Origin of the sequence: Streptomyces sp. NPDC017890, assembly GCF_044328675.1 — a bacterium.
GTDB lineage: Bacteria > Actinomycetota > Actinomycetes > Streptomycetales > Streptomycetaceae > Streptomyces.
In genome coordinates this window covers 178,205-204,573 of sequence record NZ_JBIRHU010000008.1, presented here as the reverse complement: position 1 = coordinate 204,573, position 26,369 = coordinate 178,205, and the positions used below count along the sequence as shown (strand labels likewise).

The window sequence follows — 26,369 nt, the reverse complement described above, 5'->3', positions numbered from 1 at the left end:
TGTGAGCCGGGCCCCGGGCCCGCCGACAGCACGCCGGCGGGCCCGTCGGCCGCAGGGTCGGTGGGTCAGCCGACCGCCTTCTCGACGCGCCCCGTCGTGGTCTTCCACGCCTCGTCACGCGCGGTTTCCTGCTGCTCGATCAGGCTCAGGCCCTGGGAGAAGAGGTCCTTGATCGCACCGTCCTTGCGGCCGAGGATCTGCTTGTCCGGGATCTCCTGCGCGGCGGCACCGAAGATCTGGCCGATCGGCGCGTCGCTGAAGTACTCCGACTTGGCGTTCTTCACGTCGGGGTTGTCCAGCGCCTGGAGCGAGGACGGGATGTTGCCGATCTCCTTGAAGATGTGGGCCTGCTGCTCCGGCGCGGTCAGCCAGGCCACGAGCTTTTGGGCCTCCTCCTTCACCGGGCTCTGCTCGATCACGCCGAGGAAGGAGCCGCCCCAGTTGGCGCCCTTGGGGGCCTTGGCGACGTCCCACTTGCCCTTGTTCGCCTCGCCGGCCTTCTCGCTGATGTGGCTGAGCATCCACGCCGGGCACACGGCGGTGGCGAACGTGCCGTTGGCCAGGCCCGGGTCCCAGCCCGGCTGGAACTGGCGGAGCTCGGCCGTCAACTCGTCCTCCGCGGCGTCGGCGGCGAGGTTCCACGCCTCCTTGACGGCCGGGTTCTTGTCGTGGATCAGCTCGCCCTTGTCGTTGTAGTACTGCTCGGGGTAGCCGTAGACCATGGCGTTGAACAGACCGCTGGCCGCGTCCATGTAGGCGACGTCGTCGCCCTTGAAGCCCTTCTTGAAGGTGCGGCCCACCTCGACGTACTGCTTCCAGCCACCCGCCCAGAGCTTGGCGACCTCCTCGCGGTCGGTGGGCAGGCCGGCCTTCTCGAAGTAGTCCCTGCGGTAACAGACGGCCATCGGGCCGATGTCGGTGCCCAGACCCAGCACCTTGCCGTCCGCGGTGCTGATCTGGGACTCCTTCCACGGCAGGAAGTGGTCGGTGCCCGAAACCTTGGAGAAGTCGGCGAACTTGTCCGCCTGGGTCTCGGTGATCTCCTTGGCCCGGCCGATCTCGATGCCCTGGATGTCCTTCAGGCCCTTGCCCCCGGCGAGCCTGGTCTGCAGCGCGGTGTAGTACGTCTGCTCGTCACCGGCGATCTCGGCCTTGATGTCGACATCGGGGTTCTCCTTCTCGTACTGCTCGAGAAGGCCCGTCTCCTTGATGCCCATCACGCCGTACAGGCCCATGGTGATGGTGGTCTTGCCGTCCTCCTTGCCACCGCCGGTGACCGAGTCGTCGTCGCTGCTGCAGCCGACGACGAGTGCCAGCGCGCCGGCGGCCGCGGCTGTCGCCACCGCCTTCCTGCGCAACGAACCGAGAGTGCCCATGGATCTCCTCCTAGCGACGGCGCTGACACATCGGAGCGACGAGTTCTGCGATGACCACAGCGATGACTACAGCGGCTCTGAAACGGGATGGGAACGTGCCCAATTTGGTGGGCACGTTCCCACCGGCGCATCGAAGACTCCTGGGAGCGGGCCCATCTGTCAATAACTTGAACGCAACTTGTCACCGCGCCCCGGGCCCGGCGTTCGCTTCCCGGAAACCGGGGGTTGCTCCGCCGGCGGCGGTGTCTGCAAGAATTGCCGCAGGTCACCTCCGCGGTCGGCACCCCCGCCGCGGCCGCCGAGGGGGGAGTGCATGACCGGCAATCGCCGTCCCACGATCAAAACGGTCGCCGCCCGCGCCGGCGTGGGCCGCACCACGGTCTCCCGCGTCGTCAACGGCTCGGAGTTGGTCAGCGCCGACGCACGCGCCCGGGTCCTTGCGGCGATCAAGGAACTCAACTACGTTCCCAACTCTGTCGCCCGCGGCCTGGTGACCAACCGCACCAACGCGGTGGCATTGGTGATCCCGGAATCGGAGAGCCGGCTCGGTTCGGAACCGTTCTTCGCCGCCCTGATCCGCGGCGTCAGCGGCGCCCTCGCCGAAAGCCGGACCCAGTTGCAGCTGATGCTCGTCCGCGACCAGGCCGAGCGGGACCAGCTGACCGAGTCGGTGGCGACCCGCCGGGTGGACGGCGTCCTGCTGGTCTCCGTGCACTCCGAGGACCGACTGCCGGGAATGCTGGAGGAGATGGGTCTGCCCACCGTGCTCGCCGGCCGTCGCGACGCGGGCGAGCGACTGAGCTACGTCAACTCCGACAACGCGGGCGGGGCGGCCGCGGCGGTACGGCACCTGCTGGACAGCGGCAGGAGGAGGATCGCCACGATCACCGGCCCACTGGACATGGACGTGGGCCGCAGCCGGCTCGCCGGCTGGCGCGCGGCGCACGAGGAGGCAGGCACGACCGCGAGGGAACTCCTGGTCGAGGCGGGTGACTTCACCGAGGAGGGCGGCCGTCACGCCATGCGTTTGCTTCTTGAACGAGCCCCGGACCTGGATGCCGTCTTCGCCGCCTCCGACCTCATGGCGGTGGGCGCGCTCGCCGAACTCCGCCGGCGGAAGCGGCGGGTGCCCACTGACGTCGCCGTCGTCGGGTTCGAGGATTCCGTCCTCGCCCGACACACCGCCCCGCCCCTGACGACGGTGCGTCAGCCGGTGGAGGAACTGGGCCGGACCATGGCCCGCATCCTCACCGATATCACGCAGCACGGCGCGCCCCGGCAGCAGATGACGCTGCCGACGGAGCTGGTGGTGCGCGAGTCGTCCTGACGTACGATCACCGCGGGGTTTGACGGGCCGTCGGAGAGCGCTGCTGCGGCACCGGCCTCGGAGACCCTGTCGGCGGAGGGGAGCGTCGAAGCGCACGGTGACCCGCTTCGCCGAAGGCCCGGGCACGGGCTCGGGTGGCCGTCCCGCACCTGCGACGTGTATCGCCCGGCGAGCCGAGACACCAGGGCTGAGAGGTGCCGTACCTGGGCCGCAGAGCCGTCAGAGCGGGTTGAGGCGGGCCCTGAGCAGGCAGAACTCGTTGCCCTCGGGGTCGGCGAGAACGTGCCACTGCTCCTCGCCGGTCTGGCCGATGTCGGCCGGGCGCGCCCCGAGCTTCAGGAGGCGTTCGAGCTCGGCGTCCTGGTCGCGGTCGGTGGCGTTGACGTCGATGTGCAGCCGGGGCTTCCCCTGCTCCGGCTCGTCCCTGCGGCTGAGGATGATCGTGGGCTGCGGGCCGCCGAACCCTTCGCGCGGGCCGATCTCGAGGGTGCCGTCCTCTTCACGATCGAGCACCACGAAGTCCAGGACCTCACACCAGAACCGTGCCAGTACCTCGGGGTCTCGGCAACCGAGCACGAGCTCACTGATACGACATGCCATGGAACGAAACCTGCTCTCAGCGTGGGAACTGCCAGGGCGGCCGCGAGGAGCATCCGGGCTCCCCGCCGTGGGATCACGCTCGAGACCGTACCGGCCAAGGCGGCCGGGTGCGAAGACTTTTGAGGCCCTCGCCCCGCCGGCCGGGCCGCCGGGAGCGGACCGTGGGCCGCACGGTGAGGCAGCCGGGAACGTGAAGCCAGGCCTAGTCGGGAACCGCGCTGCCCGAGGGGGCGTCGCTGCGTCCGTAGTGGTGCGTGGTGAACATGTACAGCAGACCCACGGCCACCACGACTCCCCCGCTGAGCAGCACGATCCAGTTGTCGTACCAGGGGACGTCGGGGGTCCGGGGCCAGGAGATGTTGACGATGGCGAAGATGCCGTAGGCGAGCGCTCCGGCGTTCACCAGCAGTCCCCACCGGCCCAGCCGGTTTTCGCCGCTCGGCTTCCACCCCTTGAGGCGGGCTCGGAGAGCGGCCAGGACGACCATCTGGAACGCGGCGTAGATGCCCAGGATCGCGAAGGACACGATCTTGGTGAGGGCGTCCGTCGAGATCAGCGAGCCGAAGGCGATCAGCGCCGGGACGACCGCGGCGACCAGCAGCGCGTACTCGGGCACCGCGCGAGTCGGTGAGAACTTCCGCAGCAGCCGGTGGCCGATGATCATCTCGTCGCGGGCGTAGGAGTAGATCAGCCGGCCGGCCGCGGCCTGCAGACTGATCGTGCAGGAGAGGAAGGAGATCAGGACGACGGCCATCACCACACGTGCGCCGGCCTCGCCCAGCGCGTCGAAGAGGACCCGGACGACCGGGTCGGCGTCCTCGCCGGAGATCACCGCGCGGTAGTCGACGACGGCCAGGAGCAGCGTGAGGCAGGTGAAGGTCGCCGCCGCGCCACCGACGTAGATCGTGCGGCGCATCGCCTTGGGGATCACCCTGCCGGGGTGAGGCACCTCCTCGGCGACGTCCCCGCAGGCCTCGAAACCGTAGTACTGGTAGAAGCCGATGATCGCCGCTCCGAGGAAGACGGGCAGGTAGGAACCGCCGCCGGCGGCACCGAAGTCGTCGAAGAGGACGCCCAGGCCGTGGAAACGGTGCGTGGTCAGCAGGATGACTCCGACGACGAGGGCGCCGATCAGTTCCGCGCTGAAGCCGATCAGCGCCGCCCAGGACAGGGCTTTCGTCCCGGCGTAGTTGATGGCCACGGCGACGGCGATCAGCGCGATCGTGCACAGCACGGTGGTGTGCACGGTGACGCGGAAACCGAGCAGGATGGCGATGTAGGGGCCGGCCCCGTAGGCGACGCTGGTGATCGTGACGAGCAGCGCCCACATGTAGACCCATCCGGTCATCCAGGCCCAGCGCCTGCCCCACAGCCGCCGTGCCCACGGGTAGACCCCGCCGGCGATCGGATACTGCGCGACGACCTCGCCGAAGACCAGTGCGACGAGGAACTGGCCGCACCCCGCCATGACGAACGCCCAGATCATCGGAGGCCCGCCGTCGGCGAGTGCCGTGCCGAAGAGGGTGTAGGTGCTCACCACCGGGGAGAGGTAGGTGAAGCCGAGGGCGAAGTTCGCCCACGGGCCCATCTCCTTGCGGAACTCCGAGTCCTGCTGCCCGCGGCCGGCCTCTTCGGCGCCGCCCGGCGTTGCGGGGACGGTCATCGGGCCTACCCTTCCATCGCCGGTGGCCTCGGGGCCGGCCGGGCGGTGATGAGGTCGGCGGCGCGTTCGGCGGCGAGCAGCACGGTGACCATCGGGTTGACGGTCGGCATGGTGGGGAACACGGACGCGTCCACGATCCGCAGCCCGTCGTGTCCACGCAGCCGCAGCTGCGGATCGAGCACCGCCATGGGGTCGTCCTCGGCCCCCATCCGGCAGGTTCCGGCCGGGTGGTAGACGGTGTGTGCGGCGCGGCGGCCGTACTCGGAGAGGTCGGCGTCCGAGCGTACGTCCGGGCCCGGCGCCACCTCGCGCAGCAGCCATTCGTCGAGCGGGGCGGCGGACGCCACCTCGCGGGCGATCCGCAGGCCGTCGACGATCGTGCGCTCGTCGTACCCGTCCGGGTCGGTGAAGTAGCGGAAGTCGAGGGCGGGTTTGACGTCCGGGTCCGCGCTGCGCAGCCACAACCGGCCGACGGAACGGGCGCGCGGCACGTTCGGCGTCATGCAGACTCCGTGCTGGGGAACGGGGTAGCCCAGCCGTTCGGTGTTGGTGGTGAACGGCACCTGGTAGAAGTGGAACATCAGGTCCGGGCGCGGACCGCCCGAAGGGTCGCGGCGCACGAAGAGGCCTGCGTCGGAGTCCATGGCCGAGTTGGGCGGCAGCGGTTCACGGGTCTCCCACACCATCACCGACTCGGGGTGGTCCAGCAGGTTCTCCCCCACCCCGGGCAGGTCCGCGCGGACCTCGATGCCCAGGTCGCGCAGTTGGCCGGCCGGGCCGATGCCGGAGAGCATGAGCAGCCGGGGCGTGTCGATCGCGCCGGCACACAGCAGCACCTCGGCGTCCGCCTCCAGCGTCGACAGGGAGCCGTCGGGGTTGCGCACCTGTACGCGGGTGAACCGGCCCTCGCTGTCGGGCATCAGCCGGTACGCCCAGGTCTCCAGGCGCAGCGTCAGGTTCGGTCGGTTCAGTACGGGGTGCAGGTAGGCGACCGAGGCGGAGGAGCGGGTGTTGGTCTCCGGGTCGTAGGCGAGGGAGAAGAAGCCGGCGCCGTCGGTGAAGGGGCGGGCGTTGAAGTCGTCGACGGCCGGTACGCCGAGCCGGGTGGTGGCAGCCGTGACGAAGTCCTCGGCGATCGCGTTGCGGTCGGCCACGCCGACGGGCACGATCGAGTTCTGCAGCCGTGTCCGGTACGGCAGGATCGTCTCCGGTCCCCAGCCGGTGCAGCCGCGCTCCACCCACTCGTCGAGGTCCTGCGGGAACGGCAGGAAGCTGATCAGCGTGTTGTGCGAGGAGCAGCCGCCGAGCACGCGGGCGCGGGAGTGCAGGATGTGCGAGTTGCCGCGCGGCTGTTCCTCCGTGGTGTAGCCGTAGTCGAACTCGGAGCCGAGCAGGTTGATCCAGTTGCGGAGCCGCAGGATGCGTTCGTCGCCGACATCGCTGGGTCCGCCCTCCACCACGCAGACACGGCAGGCCGGGTCCTCGCTCAGCCGTGCGGCCAGCACACAGCCGGCCGTGCCGCCTCCGATGATCAGGTAGTCGTAGGTCGTCGTCTCGTCGTCCATGGCGTCGCCCTCTCTCTCGCCCTGCCCGCTCAGCCCTTGAACCAGCCGGAGGGAGCCGGCCGCAGGTTCTGGTAGATGTGCTTGGCCTCCTGGTATTCGCGCAGACCGGTGGGCCCGAGTTCCCGGCCGAAGCCGGAACGGCCGAAGCCACCCCACTCGGCCTGCGGCACGTAGGGGTGGAAGTCGTTGATCCAGACCGTGCCGTGCCGCAGTCGGCCGGCGACCCGCTGTGCGCGGCTCGCGTCGTTCGTCCAGACGCCGCCGGCCAGGCCGTACCGGGTGTCGTTGGCCAGTTCCACGGCCTCGTCCTCGGTACGGAAGCGTTCCACCGTGACGACCGGGCCGAAGACCTCCTCCTGCACGATGCGCATGGAGCGGTCGCAGTCGGCGTAGACGGTGGGCAGCAGGAAGAAGCCGCGGGACAGCTCGGGGTCGTCCGGGCGGCCGCCGCCGCAGACGAGCCGGGCGCCCTCCTCGCGGGCGACCTCCAGATAGGCTTCGACCTTCTCCCGGTGCTGCGCCGAGCTGAGCGGCCCGCTCTCGGTCGTCGGTTCGAGGCCGCTGCCGAGCCGGATGGCCTGCGCGCGGGTGGCCAGCCGTTCCACGAAGCGGTCGTGCAGGCTGTCCTCCACGAGCAGCCGCGAGCCGGCCGAGCAGACCTGACCCGAGTGCAGGAACGAGGCTTCCAGGGCGTGGTCGACGGCGGCGTCGAAGTCGCAGTCGGCGAAGACCACGTTGGGGTTCTTGCCGCCGAGTTCCAGGGCGATGTTCTTCACGCCCGGCGCGCACGCCTCCATGATCCGGCGCCCGGTGGCCAGACCGCCGGTGAAGGAGACCAGGTCCACATCGGGGTGGGCGGACATCGCAGCGCCCACGGTGGCGCCGGGGCCCAGTACCAGGTTCGCGACTCCGGGCGGTGCTCCCGCTTCCTCGATCAGCCGGATCATGTGGATCGTGGACAGCGGTGTCGTCTCGCTGGGCTTGAGGACGAAGGTGTTGCCCGCCGCGAGGGCCGGGGCGACTTTCCAGGAGGCCTGCAGCAGCGGGTAGTTCCAGGGCGCGATCAGGGCGCAGACACCGATGGGGTGATAGGTGACCCTGCTGAGTACGTCGGGGCCGACGTCCACGACCCGGCCGCCGTCCTTGTCGGCGATCTCGGCGAAGTAGCGGAACGCGTTCGAGACGTCCTCGATGTCGATGCGTGCCTCGGCGAGCGTCTTGCCGGTGTCGAGGGTTTCGACACGGGCGATCTCCTCCTGGTCGCGCAGGAGAAACCGCGAGACCCTGAGCAGCACGTCGGCCCGCTCCCGGGTGGGCGCCGACGGCCAGTCACCCCGGTCGAAGGCCTGCCTGGCGGCTCGTACGGCCCGATCGACGTCGGCCTCGTCGGCGTCGTCCACCTGTTGGACGACGGAAGCGTCGAAGGGGTTGACCACGTCCCGCCGCGCGCCGCCCACGGCGCCCGTCCACTCGCCGTCGATGAACAGTTCCGGCATCCGCAGGCTCCCTCGCTCGTACCTGTCCGGTGCCGACCCAGCCCACCGGCACGGCACACCTGGCACCAACATCGTCCGAGGACCCCGCGCCGGTCATGCGGACGCACCGGCCGAGGGAGGGTTGGGCGGGGATGTGACCTGGTTGGGCTAGCTGGGTCGCCGCGGTCCGCCCGGGCCCCGCGTCCGGCAGGGCCGGCAGCGCGGCCGGCTGCGTGCCGGTGCCGACGGGTCGGCCCGGGCACCGGAGGCCGTGCTGCCGGGGGCGGCGACGAGGTGAGGGGGAAGGGCCGCGGTTCGGACCGACCGGCCGGGCCGGCTGTTCGGACGCGCACGGCGGCAGCATGCGGGCGGGTCGTCCGGTCCCGGGCCGGCCCGGCACGGCCGGCCGGTCAGTCGTCCAGTTCGCGGACCAGTGGATGATGCGCGCAGCGGAAGCCGCCGGCGAACGCGGTCACCGCGTCGAAGGGAAGGGTGTGAACGGTGACGTCCCGCGCGGTCAGGGCTTCGGCGAGCCCGGTCAGACGTTCGTCGACGAGTACCTCGCCGGGACGCATGACGAGGCTGTTCCCCGCGAGGAGGTCCACGGCGGCCCGCAGGGTGACGTCGATCAGGTCCCAGTCGGCGACCGGCGCCGGTACGCCGTCGACGAACTGCTCACGGCAGACGACCGCCAGACCCTCACGGACGGCGGTGAGGCCGTCGTCCAGATGGATCACCCGGTCGCTGATCGGCACCTCCTGAACGCGGTAGCCGTCCCCGAGCAGACGCGCCAGCCACCGCGCGCCCTCCGCGTCGGACGCCGTTCCGCCCCGGCCGAGGCCGACGAGAATGTCCCGGCCGAGGACCAGGACGTCGCCGCCCTCGAGGAAGGGCCCTGTCGCCGATGCGATCTCGGGCACCGCTACGGGCGACGGCGGCGGCATCACCGAGTAGCGGGCACCCCGGGACACGGCCTGCGCGAAGACGGGACGCAGCCCGAAGCGCTCCTTGAAACGGGCCGGCAGCCGCAGGGCCGCCTCGATGACGTGGTCGCCGACGACGATCATCGGATCGCGGACGAACGTCTGCATGCTGAACCGGTCTCCGTCGCCCCCGTACAGGCCCAGTTCGGGCTCGGTAAGCTCCCGCGGACGGTGCACGACGACCCCGCGGCTGGTCAGGAAGCGGTCCAGTGCGTCGATCTGCTCGACGCTTCTCGCATATCCCTCCGGGTCCGCTTCGGACCAGAGCCTTCCCGCCCAGCGCGGCAGGTCTCGCCGGGTCGGGCCGGGAAGGAAACGCAGGGAGTCCGGCAGACCCGCGCCGATTCCTTCCGGGACACGGAAGTCGATGACCCGGCCCACCACCGCCTCCTTCAGGACTCCCCATTCATGGGTGACGTTGATGCGGTGGAACGGTTGGAATGTGGTCATGATCGTGTGACTCCTTGCCCTGTTCCAGTGAGCGGACCAGCTCTCGAACGTCTCCGACCTGCGGATACATTCAGCGTTTCACGTGAAACCGGCCAATACGTCACCGAAGAGGAGCAAAAGACGCCGGGCAATTCGGATGAGCCGTGCCCGCCGGCACCTCACCCTTCAGGAGGACATCGGTCGGGCCCAGTGAGGCGATCAGCTGACGTGGGCGGCGATGGTCCGGGCACAGACCATCGACTCGGTGTGCGTCGTGTCCACCTCCAGGTCATAGAGCACCCCCTGGTGAACCACGTCGGCCTGCGCCGCGGCCATCCCCTGGACGCGGTCCCCTCGCGCGACCTCACGGCCCGCCGCGACCACGCGGTCACACCTGACACCGACCCACAGGACGGGCAGTCGGCCCAGCGACTTCCGCCACCGCTGCTGGGAGGCCGGTCCGCCGAGAAAGACGTCATCGACGATGACCCTGGCACCCGCACGGGCCATCGTCACGATGCCTTCCGTCCAGACCTCCTCCAGCGCCCGGAAGTCCGCCCCCACGCTCACCTCTCCGTCCGCCGCGAAGACGATGCCCCCCTCCGCCGCCTGCATCCTCGCGGGCAAGGCGTCGACGAACGAGTCGCATCCGAACGCCAGCCACGGTTCAGGCAGTACGGCCTGCAGACACCGGACGATCCCGGACTTGCCCGCACTGGAGCCACCGTTGAGTATGATCATCTGAGTCGCCACCAGGTCACAGTAGGCCACCTGAAGGGCCTGTATCCCGGCCACGTGCATACGTCAGCCGGGCAGCGAGACCTCCGTCCGGTACGGCGCGTCACCACCGGGTGAGCACCTCGCTGACGGCGGCGCGCCGCGGTCCTCAGGCGCCGGCCGGGATGCGGGGCTCGCGTCGCATGGCCCACAACACCGGCCCGCCTCCCGGCAGTCGGAACTCCTCGCGCACGGTGAAGCCGAAGTGCTCGTAGAAGGGGAGGTTGGACGATTTGGAGGACTCCAGACATACCGGCAGGCCCGCCGCGTCGGCCCGGGCCAGCCCCGAGCGCAGCAGGGCGGCTCCGTGTCCCCCGCCCCGCGCCGCGGGGTCGGCGCCGATCACCGCCAGGTACCAGTGGGGTTCCCGGGGTGTGTGGCCGGCCGCTGCCTCGACCGCATCGCGGAACAGCGCGGCCCGGTCGCCGAGGATGACCTGGAGTTCCTGGACGGTCTCCGCGTCGGGAACCGCCTGCGCCTGTCCCAGCGGCGGCACCCAGAAGGCAGCCGCCGCGTCGGTGCGCTCGCACACGCCGTGGCGGGCGTACTGCCGGGTGAAGACAGTGGCGAAGTAACGGCCCAGCGCCGTCTCGCGCGAGGAGTCGTCGGGAAAGAACCAGCGCATCATCGGGTCGTCGTCGAAGGCGCGGGCCAGGATGGGGCCGACCAGTGCCGCGTCATCGATCGTCGCCGTCGTCGGGGTGCTCGTTATCGGCATACTGATCATTCTGCACGCCGGATGATCTTCGACGGCGGACGGGTCCTGGCACACTGACCGACGTGACAGCTCACCAGTCAGTGCCCGCACTCGCGTTCACGCAGATCCTCCGGGCTCAGGACGCCACCCCGGCCGTACGGCGGGATCTCCGCGACTGCTGGACGGCGGTCGTCAATGCCGGAGGCGCGGTCATCCCCATGGGCTGCCCACTGCCTCCGGTCTCCTCACCGGAGGTCGAACCGGCGCTCGACGCGATCGTGCGAGGGCTCGCCCCGCAACGCAGCCGGATCCTCCTGGCCACCGTCGACGGCGCGCTGGCGGGCTGGGTACTCCTGCGCCGTGAGACGCATCCGCTCGTGGCCCACTGCGCGACGGTGAACCACCTTCAGACGCACGTGAGGTTCCGCGGCACGGGCGTCGGCGCCGCGCTGATGCGCCGTCTTCCGGAGATCGCCCGGGACGAGATGGGCGTGGAGCGACTGCGGCTCACCGCGCGGGGCGGTCTGGGTCTCGAGGACTTCTACCGAAAAGTCGGCTGGAGCGAGGTCGGCCGGTGGCCGGGCGCGCTGCGCGTGGCGCCCGGCGACGACCGTGACGAGATCCTGATGAGTCTCATCCTGTGAACCGGCCGGGGATCAGCCGCCCTTGACCGCCACCAGCACGGCGCTGTCGCCGAACTGCCAGACCGGCGTGACATGCCGGAAGCCGGCCCTGCGCAGCAACTCCGCGTGGCGGTCCACCGCGAGATCCTCGTCGGCCCCGCTCCGTTCCTGGGCAGCACGGCGCTGGGCACGCTCGGCGAACAGGTCGGCCAGTTCCGGATCCCGGGCAGCCGCGGTCCACCACTCCTGCCAGTCCTCGTGGGCGTGGCCGCCCGTCCGCTCGGCGCGGCGGCGGCCCACGTACGCGGTGATGTCCGAGCACGGTGTCTCGTCGGGCGGGAAGTGATCGCCGTTGACGAGTACACCGCCGGGGCGCAGCAGCATGGCGAGACGCCGGTACGTGTCCAGCAGTACCGGCTCGGGGAGATAGTGCAGAGCGGTCGTCGAGACGGCGGCGTCCAGGGGGCGTTCGAGCCCGAGGTCGTCGGTCCAACCATGGGCGCCGATCACGGTGTCGACGTAGCGGGCGGCGTTCGCGTGGTGGGTCCGTCCCAGTTCCAGCAGCAGCGGATCCATGTCGGCGGCGACGATCTCCGCGTCCGGCAGGCGGTCGACGAGTCTCGCGGCCAGGGAGCCGGGTCCGCAGCCGAGGTCGAGCAGGAGCGGCCGGGGGCGGCCGGCCGTGACGTACTCGACGACATCCGTGATCACCGTGAACCGCTCCTCGCGGTCCACGGCGTAGCGCTGCTGCTGTCGTTCCCAGCGCTCCACCCACGTCCTGGCCCCCGCCATGCTGATGCCCATCTGGTCGCGCCACCTCTTCCGTCTCATCCGTCGTGGACGCGACCGAATCTACAGGTGGAAACGGTTATCACTTGCCATATGGCTGGCGCTTCACGCCATTGAGGCCAGTACGGTGAGCAGGCGGTCGATTTCCTCCACCGTGTTGTGGACGTGCAGGCTCACGCGCACCGACCCGTCCTTCTCGGCCGCGCCGGCCTGGCAGAGACTGTCGGCCCGCACCATGAAGCCGTGGCTGTAGAGGATGAACCCGAGGTCGTCGGACGGGATGTCGTGGTGCCGGAAGGTGACGATGCCGTGCCGGCGCTGCGCCGCGGGTAGTGCGGAGTCGGCGGCCAGACTGGTGGGACAGCCGAGGATCTCGTACGGGTGGAGGTGCCTCAGCCGGTCGGTCAGCCGGGTCGTGAGCCGGGCCGTCCAGCGGGCGATCCGGTCGGGACCGGCCGCGTCGAGCCAGTCGAGCGCGGCCCGCAGCGACACGATGCCCACCGTGTTGGGTGTGCCCTGCCAGCCGGCGGGCCGGAACGCAGGCCCCCGTGCGTTGCGCGCCCAGACCGCTCCCGTACCCGGCAGGGCCATCGCCTTGTGCCCCGAGAAGACCACGAAGTCGACGTCTAGGGCGGGATCGGCCAGGTCGACGGGGACATGGCCGATGCTCTGGGCCGCGTCCAGGCAGATCGGCACGTCCGGGCCGACCGCCGCGCGGATGCGGTGCACGTTCATGTCGCCGCCGTAGACGTGGTGGACGTGCGTGGCGGCCACGAAACGGGTCCGTGGGCCGACGAGGCCGGCAAGGGCACGGTGGTCGTAGTCGCCCGAGACCGCCTGGTACGGCAGGGCCCGTACGTGTACGTCGACGCCGCGGGCGGCGAGCAGCCGCCGCGTTTCGAGCCAGGGGTCGAGGTTGGCCCGGTGGTCGGCGAACGGCACGAGGATCTCGTCGCCGTCATTGAGGTACGGCACCAGCCAGTCCCGGGCCACGGTGCGCAGGCCCTCGGTGGTGCCGCTGGTGAAGTGGACGGCGGAGTGGTCCGGTTCCGGATCGCGGAGAAACTCCTTGACCCGCTCCCGGGTCCCTTCCACCAGCTCCGTCGTCCGGTTGGCCCAGGGGTAGGCGCCGCGGCCCGCGTTGGCGTTCGACGTCGTGAGGTAGGCCTGGACGGCGTCCAGTACGGCTCGCGGCTTCTGGGACGTCGCCGCGCTGTCGAGGTAGGCCGACTCCGGATGCGCGGTGACGATGGGGAACTGTTCCCTCAGTTCCCGTTGCCAGACGGCGTCCTGGCCCTCCTCGTCGTGTCCCGCCCCGGGGTGCGGGTGGGCGGCGCTCATTCGCGCACCAGCGGTGCGCCCGCGTCCCGCCAGGCGACGATCCCACCGGCCAGGCTGCGCACGTCGGGGTGTCCCATGCGCGTCAGCAGGGCGGCGTAGCGAAGTGACCTCTCGCCGACGGGACAGGCCAGCAGCACCGGTGTCCGCTTGCTGAAGGGAAGCCCGCCGCGGACGAGTTCCTCGAACATCTCGTCGACGATGTTGACCGAGCCCTCGATGTGCAGGGCCGCGTAGGCGTGCGGGCTGCGCAGATCGACGACGAGCGGTCGCGGGTCACCCTCCGTGATCCAGCGGCGGGCCTCGTCCACGACCGCGGACCGGGCGCCCGCCCGCACCTCGTCTTCGGTCAGCGCCGAGAGGGTGGGCCCGCGGTTCGCCCTGCCCAGCAGCCCGGGGCGGCGTGCGCGCACGTAACTCAGGTAGCTCTCCGCCCGGTCGCACACGATGAACACCGCGCTCTCGCGACGCCCCGAGCCCTCCAGGGCCGTGTCTGCGTCCCGCAGATGCCGTACCGCGCCCTGGTAGGCGGCGCCTCCGGTCGGTCCCGTCAGCAGTCCGCAGCGGCGGATGAGGGTGAGCATGCCGTCGATGGCCTCGTCCGAGGTGACGGACTCGATGGTGTCGTACGTCGCCGGATCGAACAGGCCGACCTGGTGGACCTCGTCGATGGTGCGGATGCCGGGGATGAAGTCCGACTTGTGGGCGACGAGGCCGAGCACCCGCACGTCCGGGTCGTGCTCGCGCAGCACCCTGGCCACGCCGGTCGACGAACCGGCCGTGCCCACGCAGGCGACGAACCAGTCCGGTGCCCGCCCGTCCAGGTCCTTGACTATCTCGGGCCCGGTACCCTCCGCGTGCGCCTCGACGTTGCGCGGGTTGAAGTACTGGTCGGTGTGCAGGTAAGTGCTGCCCGGCTCCGTGAGCGCCTGGTGGAAGTGGGTCAGCGGATCGTCCGTGTCGGTCGGGTCGAGGCACTCGCTGCGGCCCGGCAGCTCCTCGATCTCGGCGCCGAGGAGCAGGAGCAGCTCCTTGATCTCCGGTACGCGCATCCGGTTGGTGACGCTCTTGAACCTCAGTCCGTGCATGCCGGCGAGCAGGGCGAGGGCCTTGGCGGTGTTGCCGCTGGAGAGTTCCACGACCGTCCCCTCCCCCTCTGTGGCGCTCTCCAGGTGGGGGCGGGCCATGTGCCAGGCGGGCCGGTCCTTGACGGAGCCGAACGGGTTGAGCATCTCCAGCTTCGCGTAGAGATCGATGTTGCGCAGCCCGTGCACGGCGGGGTCGATGCGCACCAGCGGTGTGTTGCCGATGGCCTCCGTGATGCTGTCGTACCTCATGCGGGCGTTCCCCCCGAGTGTGTGATCGGCCAGTAGTCCTCGTCCAGGCACCAGCGCCAGGAGTGGCCTTCCTGTTCCACCGCCACCGTCCGTGCGAGGGGCTGCCGTTGCGCGTGGTGGGCGTGGAAGTCCATCGCATACCCGGCGGTGTTGGCGAAGGCCAGCAGGTCACCGGCGCGCGGCAGCCTGGGGAGGAAGACCAGGCGGCGGGTGATCAGATCGGCCTCCAGGCAGAGATTGCCGACGAGGTGGACGCCGACCGGCTGCTCGTCGCCCTCCTCCGGTTCACCGCGCGGCAGCAGTACGGGGTCCACGAGGACCCCGTGCTCCTCCAGGCTCACGTCCCCCGCGTTCATTCCGAGGCGCACCAGGTACGGGGCGGAGTCCTCGCCCGTGCGCCGCACGTCCAGCACCCGGGCGAGCGACAGCCCGCACTGGTCGACCAGGGAACGGCCGGGTTCGATGTGGAGGTCGTGGAGGTGCTCCAGGAGAAGGGTGCCCGGCGCCCGGCCCAGCACCGGCGCGGGGAGCGAGAGGAGCTCGTCGAGGTAGCCGGGGCCGGCGTTGGGGCGGTGACCGGGGTACAGCGCCACGGACCCGCGCACCGTGCCGCCCTCGTTGCGCAGCCCGTAGCCGTGACCGCGCCAGGTCAGGGGCGGGCGGCCGCCGAGGACCGCCTCGCTGAGCGCGGTCGTCCAGCGTTCCCACTCCTCGGCGTAGGCGACGTAGCCGACGCCGAATCCGCCGCCGATGTCGATGGCACGCGGTGCCAGTCCCCGTTCCCGGCATGCGTCCATGAGCAGTACGCACTGTTCCAGGGCCCGGCCCTTCTCTTCCAGCCCGGTGGTGTCCAGGTGGTAGGCGAGGCCCGTCAGTTCGACGGCGTCCGCGTGCCGCTCCACGGCCGACAGGAGCGCCTCCACGTCCCGCACCGGGGTGCCGAAGCGGCTGCGGCGCGACAGCATCCGGGTGCCCGTGCCCCCGTGGCCGGCGGCGGACTCGAAGCCGGACAGGCGCACCAGGACGGCCACCCGGCCGAGGCCGTACGCGCGTACCAGGCCGGCGAGTTGTTCCAGTTCGCGGGGCGAGTCCAGGTTCACCGTCGCTCCCACGCGGGCGGCCAGCCACAGGAACTCCGCATCCTTCGGGCCGGTGGCCATGACGCGGTCGCCGGTGAAACCGCAGCTCAGGGCGTGCCGCAGTTCCTCCAGGGAGGCGACGTCGACACCGACGGCGGCCGGTTCCTCGGCCGCCAGTCTCCGTACCAGGGCGCTGGAGCGGTTCGCCTTGTGCGCGAAGTACACCCGCCCGGCGAGACGGTGGCGGCGGTAGACCGCCCGGAAGCGTCCGGCGTTCGCGGCGACTGCCTCGGGGAGCAGCACGTTGAGCGGAGACCCGAGCGCGTCCACGAGCGAGTGCAGGAACGGTTCTGCCCCCAGCAGTGAGGCGAGCGGTTGGTCCACCCGCGGCCTCAGGTATAAGGGCACATCCACGAAAGACCCCTCCCCGTGTCGGCCGACCGTCGTTGCGACGACCGTTCGGGAGTAGTCGTTTCCAGGTACACACGCCGCTAAGCCTCAGGGCGCGGCCGGCCGCCCGGTGTCCCCGGCGATGCGTGCGGCACGTGGTGGTCGGCGTACGGGATGTCCACCGCTCCGTGCTCGTCCCCTCCGTCTCGGATGACCGGTTCGCCGTCGCGCTCCACCGGCTGTCCCCGGCGGCGTCGGGCCGCGGCAGGTTTCCCGTAACCACCGTCCGGCAGCCTCCAGGGAGTCATTCGAACGCGGGAGGCTGTAGTGAAGCATGTGAGCAAGAGACACGCCGGTGTCGTCGTGGCCGTGCTGAGCGGTCTGGCTCTGGCGATGACCTCGACAACCGCGCACGCCGACACGGGGCCGGACGTCATCGCGCACCGCGGATCGTCGGGCATGGCACCGGAGAACACCGCGGCCGCCGTCGACCTCGCCGTCGACCAGCGCGCCGACTTCGTGGAAATCGACGTCCAGCGCACGAAGGACGGCAAACTGGTCAACTTCCACGACTGCACCATGGAACGCACCACCGACATCGAGGACGTCTATCCCGATCGTCCCCGTTACCGCGTCTCCGATTTCACCTGGGCCGAACTGCGCGGACTGGACGCCGGTTCCTGGTTCCACGACGACTTCTCCGGTGAGCGGCTGATCACCGTGGACGACGTCATCTCGCGCATCAGGAACACCGGCACCGGACTGCTGGCCGAGATCAGCCCCTGCGGCCACTACACGGGCATCGCCACCGACTTCGCCGAGAACCTGCGGGACAAGCCCCGCTACGTCCGCCGCGCCCTCGCGCGTGAACAGCTCGCCGTCCAGTCCTTCCAGACCGACGACGCCCAGGAATTCCACACCCTGATGCCCGAGGTCCCCATCGGCCTCCTGGACGCCGAACGCCCCACCGACAGCGAACTCGTCGAGCTCAGCCACTGGGCCGACCAGGTCAACCCCCAGCACACGGTCACCGACCAGAACCTCGTCGACCGCGTCCACGAACTCGGCATGGACATCAATGTCTGGACCGTCGACGAACCCGGCGCCATGCGCAAGATGTCCGCCCTCGGCGTCGACGGCATCATCACCGACTATCCCCAGTCCCTCAGCCGGCGCTGACCGGGGCCACCAGGAGTCACCGCGTTGACACACATCGCCATCGGGCGTTGACTACGACTACGGCGCAGAGCCATGCCGCCCCGGGGAACCCGGTGATCCCAAGCAACCCAGGAAAGCGGCTTACGATGATGTACGACCAGGCACGCGCACAGCAGCCGTCGGACCAGCCCACGCACCGCCCCGAGCACCACGTCGCGGCACCGGACCCGCTCCTGTCGCCGGACGAGCGGGACGCGGTCCTGCAACGCCTGCGCCATGCCATCAACGCCTTCGCCGAGAATCCGCGTCAAGCGCTGGAAGAGGCGGAGGGCGCCTTCGACGACGCCGCCGCCCAGCTCGCGAACGCCCTCGCGGAACGACGCCGTGCCATGCATGACCACTGGCAGGACCGGGACGCCACGACGGAGGCCGAAGAACTCCGGCTCGCGTTGCGGCAGTACCGGGAGGTCACGCAGCGGCTGCTGCGCGTGTAGCGGCCCCTCCGCAAGGGGCGCGACACCGCGCCCCGGTCGCCCGGTCGGACGAACCGCCGGCCGCGCCGAGCCGATGAAGCCCGGCCGGCGGAAGGAAGGAGTCGCCAGTCATGTCACTCTGCCGCGTCCACAACTTCTCCGTCTCCCTCGACGGCTTCGGCACCGGTGAGGGTCTGAGTCACGACGCGCCGTTCGGCCACGCGGGCGAAAGGCTGCACGAGTGGATGTTCGCCACGCGGTGGTGGCACGAGATGACGGGCCGGCCCGGCGGGAGGGGCGGCATCGACGACGCCTTCGCACGGCAGTTCGCACCCGGTATCGGCGCCGAGATCATGGGAGCCGGGAAATTCGGCCCTCCAGGATGGCACGAGGACCCGGAGTGGAAGGGATGGTGGGGGCCCAACCCGCCGTTCCACACACCGGTCTTCGTCCTCACCCATCATCCGCGCCCCGCGATCGGGATGGAGGGCGGCACGACGTTCCACTTCCTCGACACCCCGCCCGACAAGGCCCTCGAAGCGGCTCGCGACGCAGCGGGCGGGCAGGACGTCCGCGTCGGCGGGGGCCCCACCATGGTCCGCGACTTCCTCACCGCCGGGCTCATCGACCACATGCACATCGTGGTGGTCCCGGTCCTGCTCGGCCGAGGCGTCCGCCTCTGGGACGGACTCGAGAACCTCGAGAAGGACTACGAGATCGAGGCCACCTCCTCCCCCGGCGGAGTCACGCATGTGACATTCACCCGTGGCCTGTGAGCCTCCCCGGCCGAGCCCGGAGCGCCGACGGGGCCGGGGCCATGTCCGCCCGTCGTCCCGGGCCGGCCACCGCCCGGTGACCGGCCGCCTCTCGGTCCCCTCCCGCGCCGGTCGGTCCCGGATCCGCACCCCGTATCGGCCAGTACTCCCGTCGGCCGTCACACGATCCGCCGGATCCCGGGACGACCGGTCCTGGTCGGGGCTTTGCAGGCCTCCCTCCCGGGACACGCGCGTGATCAATACGCCTAGGCGCTTCTCGGCCTGCGGGCCGGGCGTTTGCGGGCGGGGGCCTTCTCCGCGGCCGTCTGCTTCGCGGCCGGCCCCCTCGCCGCCGTCTTCTCGTCGGGCGCGTCCCTGCCGGGCGTCTTCCTGACCGGCTTCTTCCCGGCCGCGACCTTCTTCTTCGGCCCGGGCAGCTCGTGCACCTCGGCGTGTCCGTCCTCGCCCCGGGACTCCTTCGCCTTGGAGACGGACTCCTGCAGGGCGGCCATCAGATCCAGCACCTGCCCCGGCTGCTCCTCCCGCTCCGGCGCCGCCGGTGGTGCCTTGTGCTCACGCTTCGCCTCGATCAGCCCCGCGACCGCGTCCGTGTAGGTGTCCTGGAACTCGTCGCCCTCCAGGTCGTCGCGGGTCATCGTGTCCATCAGCGCGAGCGCGCCTTCGATCTCCTCCTCGGACACCTCGACCGGGGGCGGTGTGAGGGAGGAGGGGTCGCGGACCTCGTCGGGCCAGCGCATCGCGTGCAGCACGATCGCCTCGTCCCGTACCCGCAGCAGGCCCAGCCGTTCCCTGCCCGACCAGGCGTACCTCGCCACCGCCACCTTCGACGACCGCGCCAGCGCCTGCCGCAGCAGCTTGTAGGGCTTCGCGGCCACCTGGCCGTCCGGCTGCAGGTAGTAGCCGTCGCCGATCCGGATCGGGTCCACGGACGCCAGCGGAACGAACGCCACGATCTCGATGGCCTTCGCGGCCGGCAGCGGCAGTTCGCGCAGGTCCTCGTCGGTGACCGCGACGATCTGCGTACTGGTCAGCTCGTAGCCCCTGCCGATCTCCTCGGAACCGACCTCCCGGCCCTCCAGCTCACAGACCTTACGGGTGCGGATCCTTCCCTGGTCCGCCAGGTGGTACCGGTGGAACCGGATGCTGTGGTCCTCGGTCGCGCCGACCACATGGATCGGCACCGTGACCAGACCGAACGAGATGGCACCGCTCCAGATCGACCGGGGCATGGACAGACCTTTCCACAGGCGGCCCCGAGCACCACCAGACTATGAGCGCCGCGGCGGCCCCGCACGCGCGCCACCGGCGCCGACCGCACGTCGGCGCACCCCGCATGCCATCGCGACGAGACGGGCGTAGTGTCCTCATATGCGTGATGTTCGGTGTGGCTGGCGTCGAGCAGCCCTGCCGGAGCCGGCGCGGATTCGGACGGACATCTGATGGACGCCGCAATGGCTGCCGTGGTGCGGGAGAGCGGGGCGTTCGGAGGGCTGTTGTACGTGCTGCCGCCGGGCGACGACGCCCTGTGGCAGGTCCTGGTGGCGGGGGTCCCCCAGGAGTTCGCCACTCCGTGGATGCGCGTCGCGCTGACCGATCCGATGCCGGTGGCGGACGCCGTCCGCGAACGGCGCCTGGTGTGGGTCGGTGGCCGGGAGGAGATGGCGCGCCGGTATCCGCGGCCGGCGCTGGTACTGCCGTACGACTTCGCGCTGGCGGCCACTCCGCTCGTCTCGGGTGGCGCCCTCCGGGGCGGGCTGGTGCTGCTGTGGCCCGGAACCCATTCGGCGCAGCTGAGCCCCGAGGAACGCGATGTCGTCCAGAGGGGCTGCCGCCGCCTGGGCGGACTCCTGCAGCAGGCGGCGCAGAGCGGTGATCCGCTGCTGCCGACGGACCGGCCCCGGACCCTGCCGCCGCCGGCCCGGCACACTCCCTCCCCCAGCGAGGCGACCACGCTGTCGGCCTTCGTCGACCGCCTGCCGGGCGGGTACTGCTCGCTGGACATCGACGGACGCATCACCTTCCTCACCTCGGCCGCGGCCGACCTGCTCGGTGCCGGCCGGGACGACCTGGTGGGCGCCCTGCCGTGGGAGGCGCTGCCGTGGATGGACGTCCCCCACGTCGAGGACCGCTACCGGGCCGCGCTGGTCAGCCGCCGGCCCCAGGCCTTCACCGTCCTACGCCCACCGGAGACATGGCTGGCCTTCGAGCTGTACCCGGACGCCACCGGCCTCAGCGTCCGCATCGCTCTCGGCGGCCCGGCCGAGGAAGCTCCCCCGGCGGGTTCCGTACCGACCGCCGGCCCCAGCCGCGCGGCCGTTCTGTACCACCTGATGCATCTGGCCTCCACCCTCACCGAGGCCGTCGGTGTCCAGGACGTGGTCGAGCAGACCGCCGACCAGTTGCTGCCCGCGCTGGGGGCGCAGGCCATGGTCCTGATGACCGCGCAGGACGGCCGCCTGAAGATCCTCGGCCACCGCGGCTACCGCACCGAGATCATGGACAAGTTCGACGCCGTCCCCCTGAGCTCGGACATCCCCGGCGCCGACGTTCTCGCCACCGGTGTCCCGGGCTTCTTCGCGTCCTTCGCCGAACTGCAGCGCGCCTATCCGGCCACCGTGCACGAGGACGGGATGGCCGCATGGGCCGTTCTGCCGTTGATCGCGTCGGGCCGCCCCATCGGCTCCCTCCTCCTCGCCTATGAGCGGCCCCACTCCTTCCCGCCCGGCGACCGAGCCGCTCTCACCTCACTGGCCGGACTGGTCGGGCAGGCACTGGACCGCGCCCGTCTCTACGACGCCAAGCACCACCTAGCCCACCGCCTGCAGTCCGCCCTGCTGCCGCACACCCTCCCCCACGTGCCCGGCCTCGAGGTCGCCGCCCGCTACCTGCCCGCTGCCCGGGGCCTGGGCATCGGCGGCGACTTCTACGACCTGATCCGCCTCGACGAGCACACGGCCAGCGCCACCATCGGCGACGTGCAGGGCCACAACGTGGACGCCGCGGCGCTCATGGGGCAGGTGCGCACCGCCGTCCACGCCCACGCGACCGTGGGGGCGACCCCCGACGACGTGCTGGCCCGCACCAACCGCCTGCTCACCGACCTGGACCCCGGCCTGTTCACCAGCTGCGTCTACGTCCATCTCGACCTCGCCACGCACCGCGCCTGCCTGGCCACCGCCGGCCACCCGCCCCCTCTCGTGCGTCATGCCGACGGACGCGTCGAACTCCTCCGAGTAGCACCCGGACTCCTGCTCGGTATCGAGCCCGACACCCTCTACTCGGCGCTGGAGTTCAGCCTGCCGCCCGGCAGCGTGCTCGCCCTCTACACCGACGGACTCGTCGAAGCGCCCGGAGTCGACCTCGACGACGCGATCGCGGCCCTCGCGGGGCTCCTCGAACACGCCGATTCCACCGACCTCGACGCCATGGCCGACACCCTCATACGGCACGCGCCCGCCCCCGGCGACGACATCGCCCTGCTGCTCATCAGCCCACGTGGGTGACGCCAGGGGCACTCCCACGCCCGGTGGATCGTTTCACGGACAAGAAGGACGGACGCCGGTCGACGCAGGCCGGCAGCGGAGGAGAAGACCCTTAATGAAGCACCAGAAGGTGTGCGATCTGATGAGCGACGCCGTGGTCCGCGTCCAGCGCGGCACACCGTTCAAGGAGATCGCACACCTGCTGCAGGAGTACGACATCACGGCGGTGCCCGTCGTGGACGAGGAGAACCGCCCCGTGGGGGTGGTGTCCGAGGCGGACCTCCTGCAGAAGATGTGGGGCACGGACCCCGACCGTTCCCCCGCGTACGAGGAGCGTTCCCGGCCGGACGGCGGCAAGGCTTCCGCCACCGACGCGGCGGGGCTCATGACGTCACCCGCGGTCTGCGCCCGCGAGAGCTGGAGCGTCGTCGACGCCGCCCGTGTGATGGCCCGGCACGGCATCAAGCGGCTCCTGGTCGTCGACGAGGCAGGGCGGTTGATCGGGGTCGTCAGCAGGAGCGACCTGCTGCGGGTCTTCCTGCGCACGGACCGGGCGATCCGGACCGAGATCATCGAAGAGGCCCTGGTGAAGGCCCTTGGTCTGGCTCCCTCGTCGGTGCAGGTGGATGTGACACACGGACATGTCGTCCTCAGCGGCCGGCTCCCCGGCCACGTGTCCGTCCCCGCGCTGGAGGAACACTGCCGACGCGTCGACGGCGTCGTCGCCGTGGAGTTCAGACCGGCGGGAGAAACCGGCGCCGAGAGCTCGGCCTCCGTCACTCCCTGACTTCGCCGCGCAGCCCCGAGAGCTTGTCCGGATTGGTGACGAGGTAGACGTCGCAGACCTGGCCGCCCGCCGGATCCAGATCCACGACCATGACGGCGTAGGGGGAGTCGCCGGTGAAGACCACCGCGGCGGGATCCCCGTTCACGCTGCGGAACCGCACGTCGAGGCCTTCCGGCGGCCGGGAGGCGAAACCGGTCAGCGTACGTGCCACCTTGTCGCGTCCGTGAACGGGCCGCAGGGCCGCACGCGCCTTGCCACCGCCGTCCGTCCACAGCGTCACGTCGGGGGCCAGGATCTCCATGAGCGCGGCCACGTCACCCCCGAGTGCCGCCGCCACGAAACGCTCGGTCACCTCCTGTTGGAGGCGCGGGCGGGTACGGAAGCGGGGGCGTCGGGCGCGGACGTGCGCGCGTGCCCGGTGGGAGAGCTGGCGCACGGCGGCCGGGGTGCGGTCGAGGATGTCGGCGATCTCCGTGTGGGCGTATCCGAACACCTCGTGGAGGACGAACACCGCCCGCTCCAGGGGACTGAGGGTTTCCAGCACCACCAGGAGCGCCATCGACACCGATTCGGTGCACAGCGCCTGATCGGCCGCGTCGGCGCTCTCCTCGGTGACGAGCGGTTCGGGCAGCCACGGCCCCACGTAGGTCTCGCGGCGCCGCCGGATGCCGGCCCGCCGGGCCAGCGCGTGGTTGACCGCCACGCGCACGAGGTACGCCCGCGGATTGCCGATGTCCGCCCGCGGGGAGCGGCGCGTCCTGGCCGCCCACGACAGCCAGGACTCCTGGAGTACGTCCTCGGTGTCCGCGACACTCCCGAGCATGTTGTAGACGACGGAGAACAGCAGCTCGCGATGGTCGACGAAGTCCTGTGTCGCCGCGTCCGCCGTGCCGTCCGCCACCGAGTCCTCGGGCTCCTCCCGCATGGCACCTCCTCCTGGTTCGGACACTCCCTCCCTTGGATGCGAACGCCTCGAAGAATGTGACATCCGGCCGGGAACAGTTCCCTGTCCCTCCCCGGACCGCCGGTGTCACATGCGGCCTCCCCACGGCCTCTTGAACGGCGAACGAACGGTGGAGCCGGAACGCCGGCCCAACCGATCACCGATCCGGACGGAGAGCCGCATGAAACTCGTGATCTTCGGGGCGAACGGACCCACGGGACGACTGGCCACCGAGCAGGCCCTCGCGGAGGGCCACAGCGTCACCGTCGTGACGCGCCGGCCCGACGCGTTCCCGCTGAGCGGTCCACTGCTGTACCTGGTGCGCGCGGACGTACGCGACCCGGAAGCGGTCGAACACGCCGTAGCGGGGCAGGAGGCGGTGATCTCCACGCTCGGGGTGCCCTACGGCCGCGCGCCCGTGACGGTGTATTCGGACGGCGCCGCCCACATCGTGAAGGCCATGACGCGACACGGAGTCCGGCGCCTGGTCTGTGTGACGTCCACCGTGCTCTTCGGCGTGCCCGCCCCGGGCGAGACACTGCTCTTCCGTACCGTGCTGGAACCCTTCATCACCCGCTTCCTGGGCCGCACGGTCTACGACGACATGCGGCGCATGGAGGCACTGCTCGCCGGCACCGACCGCGACTGGACCGTGATCCGCCCCGCCGGACTCTTCGACGCCTCGGCCATGAGCGACTACCGGGTGGCCGAGGCTCGCCTGCCCGGCCGGTACACGGCGCGCGCCGATCTCGCGAACGCGCTGCTGCGCCATGCGGTGGGTGATCTGTCCGACCGTCACCTGCGCACGTTCGTCGACGTGCGCACCACGGACGGCGTTCCCGGCTTCCTCGACGTCATCAGGAAGGAGGCGTTCGGGTAGGACCCGCTGGGCCGTGTCTCCCCACTCTTCCTGGGCACGCGGGCATGAAGGTCTCCGCCGTGCTCGTAGACTTATGACGTGGCATTCATGAGCACCCCGCACTGCTGCTTCCTGTGATGGGAAGGCGCTGAGGGCGATGCCGGACGGCGTCGCCCTCCTTGGTGTGCCTGCTGCGCGAACCACGTCCCGATACTGCCCGTTCCTTACCGAGGCAGTGACGCTCCGAGCGCGTAGGCACGGTCCCTTCCCTTCACCCTTTGCCAGGAGTGCCTCGTGCCCGTGTCGCTTCCCCCTGCCCTCGATCGGTGCCTCGACGTGCTGCGTTGCCCGACGTGCCGTACGTGCCGCCTGCACCCCGACGACGGTGCACTGCGTTGCCCAATGGGTCATAACTTCGACATCGCCCGTCACGGCTATGCCGGCTTGCTGACGGGCACCCGCGCCACCAGCGGCGACGACGCGGCCATGGTCCAGGCCCGGGACCGATTCCTGTCCACCGGCGCTTACGCGCCCGTCCGCGAAGTCGGGGCCCGCCTGTCGGTCGACGCCGTGTCTGGACAGGGCACGGTGGTGGATGTGGGGTGCGGCACGGGCTACTACCTGGCCGGCGTACTCGACCAGTTGCCTGGCGCCCGTGGTCTGGGGCTGGACACATCGGTGCGCGCACTGCGCTCGGCAGCCCGTGTCCACGACCGGGCTGCCGCGGTGGCCTGGGACGTTTTCCGTCCCTTCCCACTGGCCGACGGGACGGCCGATGTCGTGCTGAACGTGTTCGCCCCACGCAACCCGGCCGAGTTCCACCGCGTTCTGCGCCCGGCCGGCCGGCTGATCGTGGTCCGACCCACCGGGCGGCACCTGGCCGAGCTGCGTGGCCAGGTGCCTGCGATGGTCACGATCGACCCGGCCAAGGAACAGCGCCTGCACCGAGCGCTCAACCCCCACTTCGAGGCCGTCGTCACCGAGCAGCTGGAGTACTCCGCGACCCTGTCCGGGCTTGATGCGCTGGACCTGGTGGCGATGACGCCGAGTGCACGCCACGTGAGTCGTGCGGACCTCAACGACGGCGGCGTCCTGCCCGATCAGGTCACTGTCTCCCTGCTGGCCACCGCCTACCGGCGTCGGTGACCGTGAGCGGGCGCACGCGCCTGCTGGCCGACGGGCGATGGGCACGCCCGGTGCCCTGCCTTCCCCGCGGCGCGGGCGTCACCCGGCGCCGCTACGAACTCGGGTTGCACATGAACATCGTCCAGTTACCCGGAATGGGGGGCATCTTCCCTATCACGCCCCCGCTGACCGCGAGCGACGACGAGACCGCCCGTGACGCCGCCATCCTCGACGAGGCGCTGACCGACGCCGCCCGGGACCTCCAGGGCTTCGGTCCCCTGTCGGTCCGCCCCGTGGACCGGGTCGTCTCCGCCCACC

At 70.8% G+C, this 26,369-nt stretch carries 23 protein-coding genes and 1 pseudogene; 10 read left to right on the top strand and 14 right to left on the bottom strand.

Annotated elements, in window-relative coordinates:
- Positions 1-65: 65 nt before the first annotated feature.
- Entirely contained in the window at positions 66-1,376 is a 1,311-nt protein-coding gene (locus tag ACH4F2_RS13075; RefSeq protein ID WP_398132782.1) for an ABC transporter substrate-binding protein, read from the bottom strand.
- Positions 1,377-1,689: 313 nt separating this feature from the next.
- On the opposite strand from ACH4F2_RS13075, the gene ACH4F2_RS13070 reads away from it, so the two are divergent.
- Entirely contained in the window at positions 1,690-2,703 is a 1,014-nt protein-coding gene (locus ACH4F2_RS13070) for a LacI family DNA-binding transcriptional regulator (RefSeq protein ID WP_398132781.1), read from the top strand.
- A 219-nt stretch (positions 2,704-2,922) separates the two neighbouring features.
- Here the strand turns inward: ACH4F2_RS13070 and ACH4F2_RS13065 are convergent, their stop codons facing one another.
- The 7 genes from ACH4F2_RS13065 to ACH4F2_RS13035 all read right to left on the bottom strand — a co-directional run bounded on the left by ACH4F2_RS13065 (position 2,923) and on the right by ACH4F2_RS13035 (position 10,913).
- Positions 2,923-3,303, bottom strand: a complete 381-nt coding sequence (locus ACH4F2_RS13065) for a VOC family protein (RefSeq protein WP_398132780.1) — start codon at positions 3,301-3,303, stop codon at positions 2,923-2,925.
- A gap of 202 nt (positions 3,304-3,505) precedes the next feature.
- The gene (locus tag ACH4F2_RS13060; RefSeq protein WP_398132779.1) at positions 3,506-4,966 is read right to left on the bottom strand and encodes an APC family permease; all 1,461 of its coding nucleotides are present in this window, start codon (positions 4,964-4,966) and stop codon (positions 3,506-3,508) included.
- Positions 4,967-4,971: 5 nt separating this feature from the next.
- On the bottom strand, positions 4,972-6,531 hold the full coding sequence (locus ACH4F2_RS13055) for a GMC family oxidoreductase (RefSeq protein ID WP_398132778.1): 1,560 nt from the start codon (positions 6,529-6,531) through the stop codon (positions 4,972-4,974).
- A gap of 29 nt (positions 6,532-6,560) precedes the next feature.
- The gene (locus ACH4F2_RS13050; protein WP_398132777.1) at positions 6,561-8,027 is read right to left on the bottom strand and encodes an aldehyde dehydrogenase family protein; all 1,467 of its coding nucleotides are present in this window, start codon (positions 8,025-8,027) and stop codon (positions 6,561-6,563) included.
- A gap of 389 nt (positions 8,028-8,416) precedes the next feature.
- Positions 8,417-9,439 carry an amidinotransferase gene (locus ACH4F2_RS13045; RefSeq protein WP_398132776.1) on the bottom strand — a complete coding sequence of 341 codons (1,023 nt, stop codon included), beginning with the start codon at positions 9,437-9,439 and terminating at the stop codon, positions 8,417-8,419.
- Between the two features lie 198 nt (positions 9,440-9,637).
- Positions 9,638-10,159, bottom strand: coding sequence for a chloramphenicol phosphotransferase CPT (gene cpt / locus ACH4F2_RS13040; protein ID WP_398132775.1), 522 nt, complete (start codon positions 10,157-10,159; stop codon positions 9,638-9,640).
- Positions 10,160-10,304: 145 nt separating this feature from the next.
- Complete coding sequence (locus tag ACH4F2_RS13035; protein ID WP_398132774.1) at positions 10,305-10,913, bottom strand: GNAT family N-acetyltransferase; 609 nt, start codon at positions 10,911-10,913, stop codon at positions 10,305-10,307.
- A gap of 62 nt (positions 10,914-10,975) precedes the next feature.
- On the opposite strand from ACH4F2_RS13035, the gene ACH4F2_RS13030 reads away from it, so the two are divergent.
- The gene (locus ACH4F2_RS13030) at positions 10,976-11,536 is read left to right on the top strand and encodes a GNAT family N-acetyltransferase (RefSeq protein ID WP_398132773.1); all 561 of its coding nucleotides are present in this window, start codon (positions 10,976-10,978) and stop codon (positions 11,534-11,536) included.
- 12 nt (positions 11,537-11,548) lie between these two features.
- Here ACH4F2_RS13030 and ACH4F2_RS13025 read toward each other — a convergent pair whose 3' ends face one another.
- The 4 genes from ACH4F2_RS13025 to ACH4F2_RS13010 form a co-directional block, all read right to left on the bottom strand.
- Positions 11,549-12,319, bottom strand: a complete 771-nt coding sequence (locus tag ACH4F2_RS13025) for a class I SAM-dependent methyltransferase (protein ID WP_398132772.1) — start codon at positions 12,317-12,319, stop codon at positions 11,549-11,551.
- Between the two features lie 90 nt (positions 12,320-12,409).
- Complete coding sequence (locus ACH4F2_RS13020) at positions 12,410-13,645, bottom strand: aminotransferase class V-fold PLP-dependent enzyme (RefSeq protein ID WP_398132771.1); 1,236 nt, start codon at positions 13,643-13,645, stop codon at positions 12,410-12,412.
- On the bottom strand, positions 13,642-14,979 hold the full coding sequence (locus tag ACH4F2_RS13015) for a pyridoxal-phosphate dependent enzyme (protein ID WP_398132770.1): 1,338 nt from the start codon (positions 14,977-14,979) through the stop codon (positions 13,642-13,644). Before ACH4F2_RS13015 ends, ACH4F2_RS13020 begins: the two co-directional genes overlap by 4 nt.
- Positions 14,976-16,472, bottom strand: coding sequence for a Y4yA family PLP-dependent enzyme (locus ACH4F2_RS13010; RefSeq protein WP_398132769.1), 1,497 nt, complete (start codon positions 16,470-16,472; stop codon positions 14,976-14,978). Before ACH4F2_RS13010 ends, ACH4F2_RS13015 begins: the two co-directional genes overlap by 4 nt.
- Positions 16,473-16,784: 312 nt before the next feature.
- On the opposite strand from ACH4F2_RS13010, the gene ACH4F2_RS13005 reads away from it, so the two are divergent.
- From ACH4F2_RS13005 to ACH4F2_RS12995, 3 genes are all read left to right on the top strand, one after another.
- Entirely contained in the window at positions 16,785-17,627 is an 843-nt protein-coding gene (locus ACH4F2_RS13005) for a glycerophosphodiester phosphodiesterase (RefSeq protein ID WP_398132768.1), read from the top strand.
- A 128-nt stretch (positions 17,628-17,755) separates the two neighbouring features.
- Positions 17,756-18,100 carry a hypothetical protein gene (locus tag ACH4F2_RS13000; RefSeq protein WP_398132863.1) on the top strand — a complete coding sequence of 115 codons (345 nt, stop codon included), beginning with the start codon at positions 17,756-17,758 and terminating at the stop codon, positions 18,098-18,100.
- A gap of 110 nt (positions 18,101-18,210) precedes the next feature.
- Positions 18,211-18,855 (top strand): dihydrofolate reductase family protein, encoded by a 645-nt coding sequence (locus ACH4F2_RS12995; RefSeq protein WP_398132767.1) that lies wholly within the window; start codon positions 18,211-18,213, stop codon positions 18,853-18,855.
- 245 nt (positions 18,856-19,100) lie between these two features.
- On the opposite strand, the gene ACH4F2_RS12990 is transcribed toward ACH4F2_RS12995, so the two are convergent.
- Complete coding sequence (locus ACH4F2_RS12990) at positions 19,101-20,084, bottom strand: Ku protein (protein ID WP_398132766.1); 984 nt, start codon at positions 20,082-20,084, stop codon at positions 19,101-19,103.
- Between the two features lie 210 nt (positions 20,085-20,294).
- Between ACH4F2_RS12990 and ACH4F2_RS12985 the strand changes: the two genes are divergently transcribed.
- Entirely contained in the window at positions 20,295-22,358 is a 2,064-nt protein-coding gene (locus ACH4F2_RS12985) for a SpoIIE family protein phosphatase (protein WP_398132765.1), read from the top strand.
- Positions 22,359-22,452: 94 nt separating this feature from the next.
- Positions 22,453-23,124: a CBS domain-containing protein gene (locus ACH4F2_RS12980; RefSeq protein WP_398132764.1), complete on the top strand. Its 672-nt coding sequence runs from the start codon at positions 22,453-22,455 to the stop codon at positions 23,122-23,124.
- Here the strand turns inward: ACH4F2_RS12980 and ACH4F2_RS12975 are convergent.
- On the bottom strand, positions 23,114-24,049 hold the full coding sequence (locus ACH4F2_RS12975) for an RNA polymerase sigma-70 factor (RefSeq protein WP_398132763.1): 936 nt from the start codon (positions 24,047-24,049) through the stop codon (positions 23,114-23,116). The two genes, ACH4F2_RS12980 and ACH4F2_RS12975, sit on opposite strands and share 11 nt — an antisense overlap.
- Before the next feature lie 199 nt (positions 24,050-24,248).
- Between ACH4F2_RS12975 and ACH4F2_RS12970 the strand changes: the two genes are divergently transcribed.
- The 3 genes and pseudogenes from ACH4F2_RS12970 to ACH4F2_RS12960 form a co-directional block, all read left to right on the top strand.
- The gene (locus ACH4F2_RS12970) at positions 24,249-24,947 is read left to right on the top strand and encodes an NAD(P)-dependent oxidoreductase (protein ID WP_398132762.1); all 699 of its coding nucleotides are present in this window, start codon (positions 24,249-24,251) and stop codon (positions 24,945-24,947) included.
- A gap of 273 nt (positions 24,948-25,220) precedes the next feature.
- Entirely contained in the window at positions 25,221-26,072 is an 852-nt protein-coding gene (locus ACH4F2_RS12965) for a methyltransferase domain-containing protein (RefSeq protein WP_398132761.1), read from the top strand.
- Positions 26,073-26,140: 68 nt separating this feature from the next.
- Positions 26,141-26,314: pseudogene (locus ACH4F2_RS12960) on the top strand (aspartate aminotransferase family protein); the annotation flags it as partial.
- Between the last annotated feature and the right edge of the window lie 55 nt (positions 26,315-26,369).

Excerpts from the sequence above, each read along its gene's own strand:
- ACH4F2_RS13045 (WP_398132776.1), bottom strand. The coding sequence starts at position 9,439 with ATGACCACATTCCAACCGTTCCACCGCATCAACGTCACCCATGAATGG.
- ACH4F2_RS12970 (WP_398132762.1), top strand. The coding sequence starts at position 24,249 with ATGAAACTCGTGATCTTCGGGGCGAACGGACCCACGGGACGACTGGCC.
- ACH4F2_RS13065 (WP_398132780.1), bottom strand. The coding sequence starts at position 3,303 with ATGGCATGTCGTATCAGTGAGCTCGTGCTCGGTTGCCGAGACCCCGAG.
- ACH4F2_RS13000 (WP_398132863.1), top strand. The coding sequence starts at position 17,756 with ATGTACGACCAGGCACGCGCACAGCAGCCGTCGGACCAGCCCACGCAC.
- cpt (WP_398132775.1), bottom strand. The coding sequence starts at position 10,159 with ATGATCATACTCAACGGTGGCTCCAGTGCGGGCAAGTCCGGGATCGTC.
- ACH4F2_RS12985 (WP_398132765.1), top strand. The coding sequence starts at position 20,295 with ATGGACGCCGCAATGGCTGCCGTGGTGCGGGAGAGCGGGGCGTTCGGA.
- ACH4F2_RS13070 (WP_398132781.1), top strand. The coding sequence starts at position 1,690 with ATGACCGGCAATCGCCGTCCCACGATCAAAACGGTCGCCGCCCGCGCC.
- ACH4F2_RS13035 (WP_398132774.1), bottom strand. The coding sequence starts at position 10,913 with ATGCCGATAACGAGCACCCCGACGACGGCGACGATCGATGACGCGGCA.
- ACH4F2_RS13050 (WP_398132777.1), bottom strand. The coding sequence starts at position 8,027 with ATGCCGGAACTGTTCATCGACGGCGAGTGGACGGGCGCCGTGGGCGGC.
- ACH4F2_RS12995 (WP_398132767.1), top strand. The coding sequence starts at position 18,211 with ATGTCACTCTGCCGCGTCCACAACTTCTCCGTCTCCCTCGACGGCTTC.
- ACH4F2_RS13015 (WP_398132770.1), bottom strand. The coding sequence starts at position 14,979 with ATGAGGTACGACAGCATCACGGAGGCCATCGGCAACACACCGCTGGTG.
- ACH4F2_RS13020 (WP_398132771.1), bottom strand. The coding sequence starts at position 13,645 with ATGAGCGCCGCCCACCCGCACCCCGGGGCGGGACACGACGAGGAGGGC.
- ACH4F2_RS13060 (WP_398132779.1), bottom strand. The coding sequence starts at position 4,966 with ATGACCGTCCCCGCAACGCCGGGCGGCGCCGAAGAGGCCGGCCGCGGG.
- ACH4F2_RS12990 (WP_398132766.1), bottom strand. The coding sequence starts at position 20,084 with ATGCCCCGGTCGATCTGGAGCGGTGCCATCTCGTTCGGTCTGGTCACG.
- ACH4F2_RS13025 (WP_398132772.1), bottom strand. The coding sequence starts at position 12,319 with ATGGGCATCAGCATGGCGGGGGCCAGGACGTGGGTGGAGCGCTGGGAA.
- ACH4F2_RS12980 (WP_398132764.1), top strand. The coding sequence starts at position 22,453 with ATGAAGCACCAGAAGGTGTGCGATCTGATGAGCGACGCCGTGGTCCGC.
- ACH4F2_RS12975 (WP_398132763.1), bottom strand. The coding sequence starts at position 24,049 with ATGCGGGAGGAGCCCGAGGACTCGGTGGCGGACGGCACGGCGGACGCG.
- ACH4F2_RS13075 (WP_398132782.1), bottom strand. The coding sequence starts at position 1,376 with ATGGGCACTCTCGGTTCGTTGCGCAGGAAGGCGGTGGCGACAGCCGCG.
- ACH4F2_RS13055 (WP_398132778.1), bottom strand. The coding sequence starts at position 6,531 with ATGGACGACGAGACGACGACCTACGACTACCTGATCATCGGAGGCGGC.